Annotated in this window: 13 protein-coding genes; 11 read left to right on the top strand and 2 right to left on the bottom strand. The window is 70.8% G+C overall.

Going from position 1 to position 13,074, the window contains the following annotated elements:
• The first annotated feature begins 207 nt into the window (after positions 1 to 207).
• The 4 genes from ACWD11_RS21225 to ffh all read left to right on the top strand — a co-directional run bounded on the left by ACWD11_RS21225 (position 208) and on the right by ffh (position 5,994).
• Entirely contained in the window at positions 208 to 1,548 is a 1,341-nt protein-coding gene (locus ACWD11_RS21225; RefSeq protein ID WP_389414743.1) for an ammonium transporter, read from the top strand.
• Positions 1,545 to 1,883, top strand: a complete 339-nt coding sequence (locus tag ACWD11_RS21220; protein ID WP_030990174.1) for a P-II family nitrogen regulator — start codon at positions 1,545 to 1,547, stop codon at positions 1,881 to 1,883. Before ACWD11_RS21225 ends, ACWD11_RS21220 begins: the two co-directional genes overlap by 4 nt.
• A gap of 26 nt (positions 1,884 to 1,909) precedes the next feature.
• Positions 1,910 to 4,357: a [protein-PII] uridylyltransferase gene (locus tag ACWD11_RS21215; protein ID WP_451284738.1), complete on the top strand. Its 2,448-nt coding sequence runs from the start codon at positions 1,910 to 1,912 to the stop codon at positions 4,355 to 4,357.
• 83 nt (positions 4,358 to 4,440) lie between these two features.
• Complete coding sequence (gene ffh / locus ACWD11_RS21210) at positions 4,441 to 5,994, top strand: signal recognition particle protein (RefSeq protein ID WP_389414741.1); 1,554 nt, start codon at positions 4,441 to 4,443, stop codon at positions 5,992 to 5,994.
• Positions 5,995 to 6,072: 78 nt separating this feature from the next.
• Here the strand turns inward: ffh and ACWD11_RS21205 are convergent, their stop codons facing one another.
• Both ACWD11_RS21205 and ACWD11_RS21200 read right to left on the bottom strand, forming a co-directional pair.
• On the bottom strand, positions 6,073 to 6,678 hold the full coding sequence (locus ACWD11_RS21205; RefSeq protein WP_451284736.1) for a hypothetical protein: 606 nt from the start codon (positions 6,676 to 6,678) through the stop codon (positions 6,073 to 6,075).
• 154 nt (positions 6,679 to 6,832) lie between these two features.
• The gene (locus ACWD11_RS21200; RefSeq protein ID WP_389414739.1) at positions 6,833 to 7,690 is read right to left on the bottom strand and encodes a class I SAM-dependent methyltransferase; all 858 of its coding nucleotides are present in this window, start codon (positions 7,688 to 7,690) and stop codon (positions 6,833 to 6,835) included.
• Between the two features lie 197 nt (positions 7,691 to 7,887).
• On the opposite strand from ACWD11_RS21200, the gene proS reads away from it, so the two are divergent.
• The 7 genes from proS to rplS all read left to right on the top strand — a co-directional run bounded on the left by proS (position 7,888) and on the right by rplS (position 13,050).
• Complete coding sequence (gene proS / locus ACWD11_RS21195; RefSeq protein WP_451284734.1) at positions 7,888 to 9,300, top strand: proline--tRNA ligase; 1,413 nt, start codon at positions 7,888 to 7,890, stop codon at positions 9,298 to 9,300.
• Between the two features lie 260 nt (positions 9,301 to 9,560).
• Complete coding sequence (locus ACWD11_RS21190) at positions 9,561 to 10,157, top strand: hypothetical protein (RefSeq protein WP_186282930.1); 597 nt, start codon at positions 9,561 to 9,563, stop codon at positions 10,155 to 10,157.
• 285 nt (positions 10,158 to 10,442) lie between these two features.
• A complete protein-coding gene (gene rpsP / locus ACWD11_RS21185) occupies positions 10,443 to 10,862 on the top strand; it encodes a 30S ribosomal protein S16 (RefSeq protein ID WP_389414737.1) in 420 nt (139 codons plus the stop codon).
• A gap of 2 nt (positions 10,863 to 10,864) precedes the next feature.
• On the top strand, positions 10,865 to 11,104 hold the full coding sequence (locus ACWD11_RS21180) for an RNA-binding protein (RefSeq protein WP_005479813.1): 240 nt from the start codon (positions 10,865 to 10,867) through the stop codon (positions 11,102 to 11,104).
• Between the two features lie 88 nt (positions 11,105 to 11,192).
• The gene (gene rimM / locus ACWD11_RS21175; RefSeq protein WP_250074586.1) at positions 11,193 to 11,735 is read left to right on the top strand and encodes a ribosome maturation factor RimM; all 543 of its coding nucleotides are present in this window, start codon (positions 11,193 to 11,195) and stop codon (positions 11,733 to 11,735) included.
• Positions 11,735 to 12,568, top strand: a complete 834-nt coding sequence (trmD, locus tag ACWD11_RS21170; RefSeq protein ID WP_389414736.1) for a tRNA (guanosine(37)-N1)-methyltransferase TrmD — start codon at positions 11,735 to 11,737, stop codon at positions 12,566 to 12,568. The genes rimM and trmD overlap by 1 nt, the downstream gene beginning before the upstream one ends.
• 131 nt (positions 12,569 to 12,699) lie before the next feature.
• Positions 12,700 to 13,050 carry a 50S ribosomal protein L19 gene (gene rplS, locus ACWD11_RS21165; RefSeq protein ID WP_030041016.1) on the top strand — a complete coding sequence of 117 codons (351 nt, stop codon included), beginning with the start codon at positions 12,700 to 12,702 and terminating at the stop codon, positions 13,048 to 13,050.
• Positions 13,051 to 13,074: the final 24 nt, after the last annotated feature.

Genomic DNA, 13,074 nt, shown 5'->3' with positions numbered 1-13,074 from the left:
AGGTTGCGCCACGATAACGATCGCGGCGGTCGTCATCCGGCAGTTCACCGACGCGTAACACCCACAGCGCCTTCGTCACGGCGGCGAAACAACGAGGGGCGTCCACCGAAACCGCGCTGCGCCAATCTCATGGCGCATAACCGGCCCACCCCTCAATCCGCTCAGGCTTCGCCCGCACGGGGCCGTACCAACGACGAGGAGACGCCGATGGCACCAGCCATCACGCTTGCCGCAGAGACGGAGCTCTCTGCCGCCAACACAGGCTTCATGCTCATCTGCTCCGCCCTGGTGATGCTCATGACACCGGGCCTGGCCTTCTTCTACGGAGGCATGGTCCGTGTCAAAAGCACCCTGAACATGCTGATGATGAGCTTCATCAGCCTGGGGATCGTCACCATCCTGTGGGTGCTGTACGGCTTCTCCATGGCGTTCGGCACGGACTCCGGCAGCATCATCGGCTGGAACTCCGACTGGGTCGGCCTCAGCGACATCGGCCTGACGGAACTGTGGGACGGCTACACGATCCCGGTCTTCGTCTTCCTGGTCTTCCAGCTGATGTTCGCGATCATCACGCCCGCCCTGATCAGCGGTGCCCTGGCCGACCGGGTGAAGTTCGGCGCCTGGGCGCTGTTCGTCGCCCTGTGGGCCACGATCGTCTACTTCCCGGTCGCGCACTGGGTGTGGGGCGCCGGCGGCTGGGCCTTCGAGCTCGGTGTGATCGACTTCGCCGGTGGTACGGCCGTCCACATCAACGCCGGTGCCGCGGCGCTCGGCGTCATCCTGGTCATCGGCAAGCGCGTCGGCTTCAAGCGCGACCCGATGCGCCCGCACAGCCTCCCGCTGGTCATGCTCGGCGCGGGCCTGCTGTGGTTCGGCTGGTTCGGCTTCAACGCCGGCTCCTGGCTCGGCAACGACGACGGCGTCGGCGCGCTGATGTTCGTCAACACGCAGGTCGCCACCGCCGCCGCCATGCTGGCCTGGCTGCTCTACGAGAAGATCCGCCACGGCGCGTTCACCACGCTGGGCGCCGCCTCCGGCGCGGTCGCCGGTCTGGTCGCCATCACCCCGGCCGGCGGCGCGGTCTCCCCGCTCGGTGCCATCGCCGTCGGTGCCGTCGCCGGTCTGCTCTGCGCCATGGCCGTGGGCCTGAAGTACAAGCTCGGCTACGACGACTCGCTCGACGTCATCGGCGTTCACCTGGTCGGCGGCATCGTCGGCTCGCTGCTGGTCGGCTTCCTCGCCACCGGCAAGGGCCAGTCCGACGTCGAGGGCCTCTTCTACGGCGGCGGCCTGGACCAGTTCTGGAAGCAGTGCGCCGGTGTCTTCGCGGTCCTCGCCTACTCGCTGGTGGTCTCCGCGGTCCTCGCCTTCCTCCTCGACAAGACCATCGGCATGCGGGTTTCCGAGGACGAGGAAGTGGCCGGCATCGACCAGGCCGAGCACGCCGAGACCGCATACGACTTCAGCGGGGCCGGCGGTGGCTCCGCCCGCACGACCGCTGTCCCGGCCCCGGCCGTCGACACCGCGAGCAAGAAGGTGGACGCATGAAGCTCATCACCGCAGTCGTCAAGCCCCACCGGCTCGACGAGATCAAGGAAGCCCTCCAGGCGTTCGGCGTGCACGGCCTGACGGTCACCGAGGCCAGCGGCTACGGTCGTCAGCGGGGCCACACCGAGGTCTACCGCGGTGCCGAGTACACCGTCGACCTGGTCCCGAAGATCCGCATCGAGGTCCTTGCCGAGGACGACGACGCCGAGCAGCTGATCGAGGTCATCGTCAAGGCCGCCCGTACCGGCAAGATCGGTGACGGCAAGGTCTGGTCCCTGCCGGTCGAGACGGCCGTACGGGTCCGCACGGGCGAGCGCGGACCGGACGCGCTCTAACAGAAGAAGACGACAGGAGTCGCTGGGTGACGAGTACGGACGTGCGCGAAGAAGCAGATGACTCGGGACCCAGCGGCTACGCGGCGGCCCGGCTGCGCCTCCTCACCGAGGGGACGTGGTCCGGGCCGCCGCGCCGTACCGCCCTCGCGGAACTCACCGACGACTGGCTCACCGGCCTGTTCGCCGCCGGCGCCGGAACCCTGCGCGGGGTCTCCCTGGTGGCGGTCGGCGGCTACGGCCGCGGCGAGCTGTCCCCACGCAGCGATCTCGACCTGCTGCTCCTGCACGACGGCGGCGACAACGACGCCGTCGCCGCGCTGGCGGACCGGATCTGGTACCCGGTGTGGGACCTCGGTCTCGCCCTGGACCACTCGGTGCGGACGCCCGCCGAGGCCCGCAAGACCGCCGCGGAGGACCTCAAGGTCCAGCTGGGCCTGCTGGACGCCCGGCACATCGCCGGCGACCTCGGCCTGACCGCGGGACTGCGCACGGCCGTCCTCGCCGACTGGCGCAACCAGGCCCCCAAGCGCCTGCCCGAACTCCAGGAACTGACCGCCGAGCGCGCCGAGCGCCAGGGCGAGCTGCAGTACCTTCTGGAACCCGACCTCAAGGAGGCCCGGGGTGGCCTGCGCGACGCCACCATCCTGCGTGCCGTCGCCGCCTCCTGGCTGGCCGACGCCCCCCGTGAGGGCCTCGACGACGCCCGGCGCCGACTGCTCGACGTACGCGACGCACTGCACCTGGCCACCGGGCGCGCCACCGACCGGCTGGCCCTCCAGGAACAGGACCAGGTCGCCGCCGAGCTGGGGCTGCTCGACGCCGACACCCTGCTGCGGCAGGTGTACGAGGCGGCGCGGGTCATCTCGTACGCCAGTGATGTCACCTGGCGTGAAGTGGGCCGCGTCCTGCGGTCGCGCGCGGTGCGGCCCCGGCTGCGCGCCATGCTGGGCGGCGGCAAGCCGGTGGCGGAACGGTCGCCGCTGGCCGAGGGCGTGGTGGAACAGGACGGCGAGGTCGTGCTCGCCCGTGCCGCGCGCCCCGAACGCGACCCCGTGCTCCCGCTGCGCGCCGCGGCCGCCGCCGCACAGGCCGGACTCCCGCTCTCCCTGCACGCCGTACGGCGGCTGGCCGCCACCACCCGCCCGCTGCCCACGCCCTGGCCCGCCGAGGCCCGCGAACAGCTCGTGACCCTGCTCGGCTCCGGGCGCCCCACCATCGAGGTCTGGGAGGCGCTGGAGGCCGAGGGCCTGATCAGCCGGCTGCTGCCCGACTGGGAGCGGGTGCGCTGCCGCCCCCAGCGCAACGCCGTGCACATCTGGACCGTGGACCGGCACCTCATCGAGACCGCCGTCCGCGCCTCCGAGTTCACCCGCCGCGTCCACCGCCCCGACCTGCTCCTGGTCGCCGCGCTGCTGCACGACATCGGCAAGGGCTGGCCCGGGGACCACTCGGTGGCCGGCGAGATCATCGCGCGTGACGTGGCCGCCCGGATCGGCTTCGACCGCGAGGAGGTCGCGGTACTCGCCACCCTCGTACGGCACCATCTGCTGCTCGTCGACACCGCCACCCGGCGCGACCTGGAGGATCCCGCCACGGTCCGCTCGGTCGCCGAGGCGGTCGGCAGCCAGTCCACGCTGGAGCTGCTGCACGCGCTGACCGAGGCCGACGCGCTGGCCACCGGCCCCGCGGCCTGGTCGTCCTGGCGCGGCTCCCTCGTCACCGACCTGGTCAAACGCGTCTCGGCGGTGCTCGCGGGGGACGCCTCCGACGAACCGGAGGCCGCCGCGCCCACCGCCGAGCAGGAGCGGCTGGCCATCGAGGCCGTCGCCACCGGCAGCCCGGTGCTGGCCCTGCGCGCCCAGACCGAGCCCCCCACGGACGACCAGCCGACGGGGGATCCGGAACCGCTCGGCGTGGAGCTGCTGATCGCCGTACCGGACCAGCCGGGCGTGCTGCCCGCCGTCGCGGGCGTCCTGGCGATGCACCGCCTCACCGTCCGCACCGCGGAACTGCGCGCGCTGGACCTCCCCGCCGGCGTCGAGGGCTCGGTCCTGCTGCTGAACTGGCGGGTCGCCGCGGAGTACGGCTCGCTGCCCCAGGCCGCCCGGCTGCGCGCCGACCTGGTCCGGGCCCTGGACGGCTCCCTCGACATCGCGGGCCGCCTGGCCGAGCGGGACGCGGCCTATCCCCGGCGCCGGGGCGTCCTGGCGCCGCCCGCCAGGGTCACCGTCCACCCGGCCGCCTCCCGCCTCGCCACGGTGATCGAGGTCCGCGCCCAGGACGCCCCGGGACTGCTGTTCCGGATCGGCCGGGCCCTGGAGGACGCGCGGGTGCGGATGCGCAGCGCGCATGTCAGCACGCTGGGCGCGAACGCCGTGGACGCGTTCTATGTCACCGGCCCCGAGGGGGCGCCGCTGCCCCACGAGGAGGCCGCTTCGGTGGCCCGGAAGCTGGAGGAGATGTTGCGTGGCTGAACGGGGATCCCGGTGACTCCTGCCGCCGGGATACCCTGGAGGGCGATTCCCAGCTGCCACCGACCCCGAGGACCGACGCCGCCGTGTTCGATACTCTCTCCGATCGCCTTTCAGCGACCTTCAAGAACTTGCGCGGCAAGGGGCGCTTGAGCGAAGCGGACATCGACGCCACGGCGCGCGAGATCCGCATCGCGCTCCTGGAAGCGGATGTCGCCCTGCCGGTCGTCCGTACGTTCATCAAGAACGTCAAGGAGCGCGCGCTCGGCGCCGAGGTCTCCAAGGCGCTGAACCCCGCCCAGCAGGTCCTCAAGGTCGTCAATGACGAACTGGTCACCATCCTGGGCGGCGAGACGCGCCGTCTCCGGTTCGCCAAGCAGCCGCCCACCGTGATCATGCTGGCGGGTCTGCAGGGTGCCGGTAAGACCACCCTCGCGGGCAAGCTCGGCCACTGGCTGAAGGAGCAGGGCCACTCCCCGCTGCTGGTCGCCTGTGACCTCCAGCGGCCGAACGCCGTGAATCAGCTCAGCGTCGTCGCCGAGCGCGCCGGGGTCGCGGTGTACGCCCCGGAGCCGGGCAACGGCGTCGGTGACCCGGTCAAGGTCGCCAAGGACTCCATCGAGTTCGCGAAGTCGCGGATGCACGACATCGTGATCGTCGACACCGCCGGCCGCCTGGGCATCGACCAGGAGATGATGCAGCAGGCCGCGGACATCCGGGACGCGGTCAGCCCCGACGAGATCCTGTTCGTCGTCGACGCCATGATCGGCCAGGACGCGGTCAACACCGCCGAGTCGTTCCGCGACGGCGTCGGCTTCGACGGCGTGGTGCTCTCCAAGCTCGACGGTGACGCCCGCGGTGGTGCCGCCCTGTCGATCCGGCAGATCACCGGCAAGCCGATCATGTTCGCCTCGAACGGCGAGAAGCTCGGCGACTTCGACGCCTTCCACCCGGACCGGATGGCCTCCCGCATCCTCGACATGGGTGACCTGCTCACCCTGATCGAGCAGGCGGAGAAGACCTTCGACCAGGCCGAAGCCCAGAAGATGGCGGAGAAGCTGGCCTCCAAGAAGGGCCAGGACTTCACCCTCGACGACTTCCTGTCCCAGATGGAACAGGTCAGGAAGATGGGCTCGATCTCCAAGCTGCTCGGCATGCTGCCCGGCATGGGGCAGATCAAGGACCAGATCAACAACCTGGACGAGCGGGACGTCGACCGCACCGCCGCGATCATCAAGTCGATGACCCCGGCCGAGCGCCAGGAACCCACGATCATCAACGGCTCGCGCCGCGCCCGCATCGCCAAGGGCTCCGGTGTCGACGTCAGCGCGGTGAAGAACCTGGTCGAGCGGTTCTTCGAGGCCCGCAAGATGATGTCCCGCATGGCCCAGGGCGGCGGCATGCCGGGGATGCCCGGGATGCCGGGCATGGGCGGCGGCCCCGGCCGGAGCAAGAAGCAGCCCAAGAAGGCCAAGGGCAAGCAGCGCTCCGGCAACCCGATGAAGCGCAAGCAGCAGGAGCAGGAGGAGGCCGCCCGGCGCGCGGCCGCCGCGCAGAGTGGCGGCGCCTTCGGCGTGCCCGGCCAGCAGGCTCCGCAGGACTTCGAACTGCCGGACGAGTTCAAGAAGTTCATGGGCTGAGACCGAGTCCCCGTACGACGAGGAGGGCGCCCCCGGCCACCGGGGGCGCCCTCCTCGCCTGCCGGGGCAGGAGCCCCGCTAGCTGTTAGGGAAGGTCCAGGTGTACGGCTCTCCCTCGGCCTCCTGCCAGTGCACCTCGACGTTCTTCGCGCCGGCGGGCACCAGGTAGGTCTCGCAGAAGGTGTGGCTCTCGCCCCGCTTCCAGCTCTCCACGTCGTACGGGTCCTCGCAGCCGGCCGCGTCCTCGGCGGCGCCGATGAGGATGGAGCCGCGCTGTCCGTCGGCCCAGACGGTGGTCTCGTCGCCGACCCGGGGGGAGCCGGTCAGTGCCGGGCCGCCCTTGTGCGTGAACGTCACATGGGCGACGGCCGGGACGAGCCCCGCGGCCTTCTCCGGGTCGGCCACCGCCTGCGCCGCCTCGGCCTCGGTGCCCACGTCGACCCGCTTCGCGAGGATCTCGTACGTGACCGTGCCCGGGTCCTCCTCGTACGCCCCCGTGGCGCTCTCGCCGGTCTTCACCGCGCCGCCGGAGGAGGGCTTCGGCGCGGCGGGCGAGGCCTTCGCCCGCGAGGTGGCCGGGCTCTTCGCGTCGGCCTCGTCGTCCCCGCCCGAGCAGGCGGTGAGCGCCAGGGCGAGGACGGCGACGGGCGCGGCCAGACGCAGCGCGGTCTTGCGGTACAGCACAACAGCTCCTGTATGCAGATGTGTAAGTCCCCCGAGCGATTCGTCAGGCTAAAGGGAAGGCGCGCAGTTCAGCGAAGCGAGAAGACTCCCGCTTCGCATCCTTCACACCATTCACACGTGCATTTTCAGGAACTCGCCCACCGGCGCGGGGCTTTCAGGGGACCCGGGCGATCAGGTACCGGAACACATTCGGCATCCACACGGTCCCGTCCGTCCGTTGATGCGGATGCAGGGCTTCCGTCAGCTCCTTGTCCACCTGTGCCCGGTCGGTCGCGGCGATCGCCGCGTCGAACAGCCCGGTCGACAGCAGTCCTCGTACGGCGCTGTCGACGTCGGCGTAACCGAAGGGGCACGCGACCCGCCCGGAGCCGTCGGGGCGCAGGCCCGCGCGGTGGGCGACCTCCTCCAGGTCGTCCCGGTGCGCGGGGCGCCAACTGCCCGCGCGGCGCAGCGGATCGGCCAGTTTCGTGGCCACGCGCAGCACCGACGAGGTGGCGCAGCGCTCCGGCGGGCCCCAGCCGGCCAGCACCACGGGCGCCCCCCGCTCGGCGAGCTGCCGCGCCCCGCGCAGCAGGTCGCCGAGGCCCTCCGAGTCGCCCGCGAGACATCCGACAGGCTCGAAAGCCGTCACCAGGGTGTACGCGGGCTCCTCCGTCTCTGCCGCGTCCCGCGGTGAGCCGTCGGTCAACCGGGCGTCGGTACGCGCGCGTGCGCCCCACGGCCCGGACGCCAGCCGCTGCCGGGCCAGGGCGAGCCGTTCGCGGGAGGAGGACTCGACACCGGTGATCGCGGCCCCTCGGGAGGCCGCCATCAGCAGGGCGAGCCCGGAACCGCAGCCGAGGCCCAGCATCCGTGTGCCGGGGCCCACTTCGAGCCGCTCGTAGACGGCCTCGTAGAGCGGTACCAGCATCCGCTCCTGGATCTCCGACCAGTCACGCGCGCGTGCCCACAGGTCCACACGGGGCGTGGATCCCGCGTGAGACAGGTGCTGCCGCACGAGCGTAGGTGTCATCGAAAGCGCCCCAATCCGCAGAGAGTTGCCGCTGTGCCGGTTTCCGTGCCCCCGTGCCGTGCGCTCGCTCTTCCCCCGTATGCCAGGTAACTCCGCGCTCGACCCGGCGTCCAGGGGTCGTCGGGCCCGGCTTGGGACCGGCACGTGCCTGTGGCGAGAATTCACATTCCGGCAACCTGGGCCCTTACCATCGCGCCATGGCAAAAGCACCCGTTCTCACACCGCGGGCGGACGACTTCCCGCGCTGGTACCAGGATCTGATCAGCAAGGCCGAGCTGGCCGACAACGGGCCGGTGCGCGGCACGATGGTGATCCGACCGTACGGGTACGGACTGTGGGAGCGGATGCAGGCGGAGATGGACGCCCGCATCAAGGAGACGGGCACCCAGAACGCGTACTTCCCGCTGCTCATCCCGCAGTCGTACTTCGCCAAGGAGGCCGACCACGTCGAGGGCTTCGCGCCCGAGCTGGCGGTGGTCACGCACGGCGGGGGCAAGGAGCTGGAGGAGCCGGCGGTCGTCCGGCCCACCTCCGAGATGATCGTCAACGACTACTTCTCCAAGTGGGTGCAGAGCTACCGCGATCTGCCGCTGCTGATCAACCAGTGGGCCAACGTGGTGCGTTGGGAGCTGAGGCCCCGGCTGTTCCTGCGGACCACGGAGTTCCTGTGGCAGGAGGGCCACACCGCGCACGCCACCTACGAGGACGCCCGCGACTTCGCCGCGCACATCCATCGCCAGGTGTACGAGGACTTCATGGTGAACCTCCTCGCCATGGACGTCGTACCCGGCCGCAAGACCGTCAGGGAACGGTTCGCCGGGGCTCTCAACACCCTCACGCTCGAAGGCATGATGGGTGACGGCAAGGCGCTCCAGATGGCCACCAGCCATGAGCTGGGCCAGAACTTCGCCAAGGCCTTCAACACGCGGTACCTGTCCAAGGACGGCACGCAGGAACTGGTCTGGCAGACCTCGTGGGGTTCGACGACGCGCATGATCGGCGCCCTGGTGATGGCGCACGGGGACGACAACGGCCTGCGGGTGCCGCCCCGGCTGGCGCAGATCCAGGTCGTCGTCCTCGCGATCAAGGGCGACGAGGCGGTTCTGGCCAAGGTCCGCGAGCTGGGCGACCGGCTGAAGGCGGCGGGCATCCGGGTGCGGGTCGACGACCGTACGGACACGCCCTTCGGGCGGCGCGCGGTCGACTGGGAGCTCAAGGGCGTGCCGGTGCGGATCGAGATCGGGCCGCGCGACCTGGAGAACGGCACCGCGATGCTGGCGCGCCGGATCCCGGGCGGCAAGGAGGCGGTGCCCCTGGAATCCCTGGTGGAGCTGCTGCCGGGGATGCTGGAGGACGACCAGGCGCTGCTGCTCAAGCAGTCCCGGGAGCGACGCGAGTCCCGCACGAGCGAGGTGTCCACGATCGAGGAGGCCGTCGAGGCCGCCGCGACCGGCTGGGCCCGCATCCCCTGGGCCACGCTCGGCGCGGCGGGCGAGGCCGCGCTGGCCGAGCACTCGGTGACCGTACGCTGTCTGGTCGCCGAGGACGGGTCGGTGCCGGACGACGAGGACGCGCCCGGTAACGTCGCGATCGTCGCGCGCGCTTACTGAGACGGGGCAGAAAGGCGCGAGAGCGACCGAAAGGCCTCTTGCGCCGCCGCCCGACACTGCCATCCCGCCGTGCGGAGACGGCCTACGCGCGGGGGCGTACGTCGGACTACGCACCAGCTTGTGGTGAGCTGCGAGGCTTCTCCGCAGATCAGCGCACCCGCCCTCGTCAGGACGCATCAGCGGCAACTGACGGGTACGTGCAAAATATTTGGGATGGCCCGGAATCGGAACACAGGGGCACCCCAGCTCGTTGTGATTACGTGAGCACGACACAGACACCACCTGTTCTCGCCGCAGAACTGGCGCAGGCGTGGGCCGACATTCAGCGGCACCACCCCGAGCTGCCGGATCTCGCCGCGCCAGAGTCCCTGATCGGAGAGTCGTCGTCCGCGTGCGGACACGAACTCTCCTTCGAGCGGCTGCTTCATGAGGCGGTGCACGGCATCGCCGCCGCCCGCGGAGTGCGCGACACCTCCCGGGCGGGCCGCTACCACAACCGCCGATTCCTGGCCATCGCCGAGGAGCTGGGCCTGGACCACCCCGACGAACCGCACCCCAGCAGCGGATTCTCGCTGGTCACCCTCAATCCGGAGGCCAAGCGCCGCTACCGCCCGACGATCGAGCGCCTCCAGCGCGCCCTGAAGGCGCACACGGCGGCCACATCGGCGGACACGGCCCGGTCCTTCCGGGGGCCGGCGGCCCGGCACGGCTCCTCCGGCGGCGGGGTCCGCGTCAAGGCGGTCTGCGACTGCGGCCGCAATGTCCGCGTGGTCCCCTCGGTGCTGGCCCAGGCCCCGATCGTCTGCGGCGGCTGCGGGAAGCCGTTCCGGATTCCCGAGGTCGTGGGCGCGGCGTAACCCGACCGGTACCGGCAACTCGTGGCTGCCGGTGCGGTCGGCTCGCGCCGGCTGCGCACCCGACGTTCCTCACCTCCGCGCCGGGTGCGCCTCAGCCATGCCCGCCGCCCGGGCCCTCGGTCCGAGGCGAGCCGCGGGGTGTGGCACAATGGCTAGCTGTACTCGACAGCCGCACAGGACCCCTCTCTCCTCCGGCTGACGCGTCCGTCGGGCACTCGGGTACCGCAACCCCACGCGGCCATCTCGCCGTGCCCAACCACGTCAAATCCAGGAGAACCCACTCCCGTGGCAGTCAAGATCAAGCTGAAGCGTCTGGGCAAGATCCGTTCGCCTCACTACCGCATCGTCGTCGCCGACTCCCGTACCCGTCGTGACGGTCGTGCGATCGAGGAGATCGGCCTGTACCACCCGGTGCAGAACCCGTCGCGCATCGAGGTCGACGCCGAGCGTGTCGCGTACTGGCTCTCCGTCGGCGCTCAGCCGACCGAGCCCGTCCTCGCCATCCTCAAGAAGACCGGCGACTGGCAGAAGTTCAAGGGCGAGCCCGCCCCGGCGCCGCTGCTCCAGCCGGCCGAGAAGGCCACGCGCCCCTCGTTCGAGGCTCTGAGCGGTGACGACGAGGGCAAGGGTGAGGCCATCACCCAGAAGAAGAAGGCCGACAAGAAGGACGAGGCTGCGGCTGAGTCCGAGTCGACCGAGGCCTGAGCATGCTCGAGGAGGCTCTCGAGCACCTCGTGAAGGGCATCGTCGACAACCCTGACGATGTGCAGGTCGCATCCCGCGACCTGCGCCGTGGACGCGTGCTCGAGGTCCGGGTCCACCCCGACGACCTCGGCAAGGTGATCGGCCGCAACGGCCGCACCGCACGCGCTCTGCGCACCGTCGTGGGCGCCATCGGCGGCCGTGGTGTCCGTGTCGACCTCGTCGACGTGGACCACGTCCGCTGACGCCGAACGCAGCACCGGCTCGGGCCGGGGAGGGCCACAGTGCCGTCCCCGGCCCGCAGTCGTACGTACGACAGGAGATCTTCGAAAAGTGCAGCTCGTAGTCGCCCGGATCGGCCGCGCCCACGGCATCAAGGGCGAGGTCACCGTCGAGGTACGTACCGACGAGCCGGAACTCCGGCTCGCCCCCGGCGCCGTACTGGCCACCGATCCCGCATCCGCGGGCCCGCTCACCATCGAGACCGGCCGGGTGCACAGCGGCCGGCTGCTGCTGCGCTTCGAGGGCGTGCGCGACCGCACCGGAGCCGAGGCCCTGCGCAACATCCTCCTCATCGCCGACGTCGACCCCGACGAACTGCCCGAGGAGGAGGACGAGTACTACGACCACCAGCTGATGGACCTCGACGTGGTCACCAAGGACGGCGAGGAGGTCGGCCGGATCACCGAGATCTCGCATCTGCCCTCGCAGGACCTGTTCATCGTCGAGCGGCCCGACGGCAGCGAGGTGATGATCCCGTTCGTCCAGGAGATCGTCACCGAGATCGACCTCGCCGAGCAGAAGGCGGTCATCGACCCGCCGCCCGGCCTCATCGACGACCAGGCGGAGATCGCCTCCTCGCGGGACGAGTCCTGATGCGCCTCGACGTCGTCACGATCTTCCCCGAGTACCTGGAGCCCCTGAACGTCTCCCTGGTCGGCAAGGCACGCGCGCGTGGACAGCTCAACGTCCAGGTGCACGACCTGCGCGGCTGGACCTACGACCGCCACAACACGGTCGACGACACGCCCTACGGCGGCGGCCCCGGCATGGTCATGAAGACCGACCCCTGGGGCGACGCGCTGGACTCCGTCCTCGCGGACGGCTACGAGAGCGGCTCCCACGCGCCCACGCTGATCGTCCCCACGCCGAGCGGCCGGCCCTTCACCCAGGAACTCGCGGTGGAGCTCTCCGCGCGTCCGTGGCTGATCTTCACCCCGGCCCGCTACGAGGGCATCGACCGACGGGTCATCGACGAGTACGCGACCCGGATGCCGGTCCACGAGGTGTCCATCGGCGACTACGTCCTGGCCGGCGGGGAAGCGGCCGTCCTGGTGATGACGGAGGCCGTGGCCCGGCTGCTGCCCGGGGTCCTCGGCAACGCCGAGTCCCACCGCGACGACTCCTTCGCGCCCGGCGCCATGGCGAGCCTCCTGGAGGGACCCGTCTACACCAAGCCGCCCGAGTGGCGCGGCCGCGGCATCCCGGACGTACTGCTCAGCGGGCACCACGGGAAGATCGCCCGCTGGCGGCGCGACGAGGCCCTGAAGCGGACGACCGCCCATCGGCCCGACCTGATCGAGCGCTGCGACCCCAAGGCCTTCGACAAGAAGGACCGCGAAATGCTCTCCATCCTCGGCTGGGCACCGGATCCCGAGGGCGAGCGATACGGCCGATTTTGGCGCAGGCCCGGGGCCGTGGAAGAATAGGCCGCTGTTGTGCGCCGTCCGGCGTGCGCCCCTGCCACAGGGGGACACGACGCCCGCCCCGACGCGAACAGCATCCTCCTGAAAACTACTCCCGCCTATGACCTGTGGCATGGGTGAAGAAAGCAGACGACATGTCTCACCTGCTCGACTCTGTCGACTCCGCGTCGCTGCGCAGCGACGTCCCGGCCTTCCGCCCGGGTGACACCGTCAACGTCCACGTCCGCGTCATCGAGGGCAACCGCTCCCGTGTGCAGCAGTTCAAGGGCGTAGTCATCCGCCGCCAGGGCGCCGGTGTCCGTGAGACCTTCACGGTCCGCAAGGTCTCCTTCTCCGTCGGCGTCGAGCGCACCTTCCCGGTGCACACCCCGATCGTGGAGAAGATCGAGCTCGTCACCCGTGGTGACGTGCGGCGCGCCAAGCTGTACTACCTCCGTGAGCTGCGCGGCAAGGCCGCGAAGATCAAGGAGAAGCGCGACAACTGAGCGCTTTCCGGACGTCACAGCGAG

This window comes from Streptomyces sp. NPDC002776 (assembly GCF_053592195.1).
This window is presented reverse-complemented; position numbering and strand designations above follow the sequence as displayed.

What these genes read in the sequence shown, in the direction of transcription:
- ACWD11_RS21220 (WP_030990174.1), top strand. Translation starts at nt 1,545, where the DNA reads ATGAAGCTCATCACCGCAGTCGTCAAGCCCCACCGGCTCGACGAGATC.
- trmD (WP_389414736.1), top strand. Translation starts at nt 11,735, where the DNA reads ATGCGCCTCGACGTCGTCACGATCTTCCCCGAGTACCTGGAGCCCCTG.
- rplS (WP_030041016.1), top strand. Translation starts at nt 12,700, where the DNA reads ATGTCTCACCTGCTCGACTCTGTCGACTCCGCGTCGCTGCGCAGCGAC.
- ACWD11_RS21200 (WP_389414739.1), bottom strand. Translation starts at nt 7,690, where the DNA reads ATGACACCTACGCTCGTGCGGCAGCACCTGTCTCACGCGGGATCCACG.
- proS (WP_451284734.1), top strand. Translation starts at nt 7,888, where the DNA reads ATGGCAAAAGCACCCGTTCTCACACCGCGGGCGGACGACTTCCCGCGC.
- ACWD11_RS21225 (WP_389414743.1), top strand. Translation starts at nt 208, where the DNA reads ATGGCACCAGCCATCACGCTTGCCGCAGAGACGGAGCTCTCTGCCGCC.
- ACWD11_RS21180 (WP_005479813.1), top strand. Translation starts at nt 10,865, where the DNA reads ATGCTCGAGGAGGCTCTCGAGCACCTCGTGAAGGGCATCGTCGACAAC.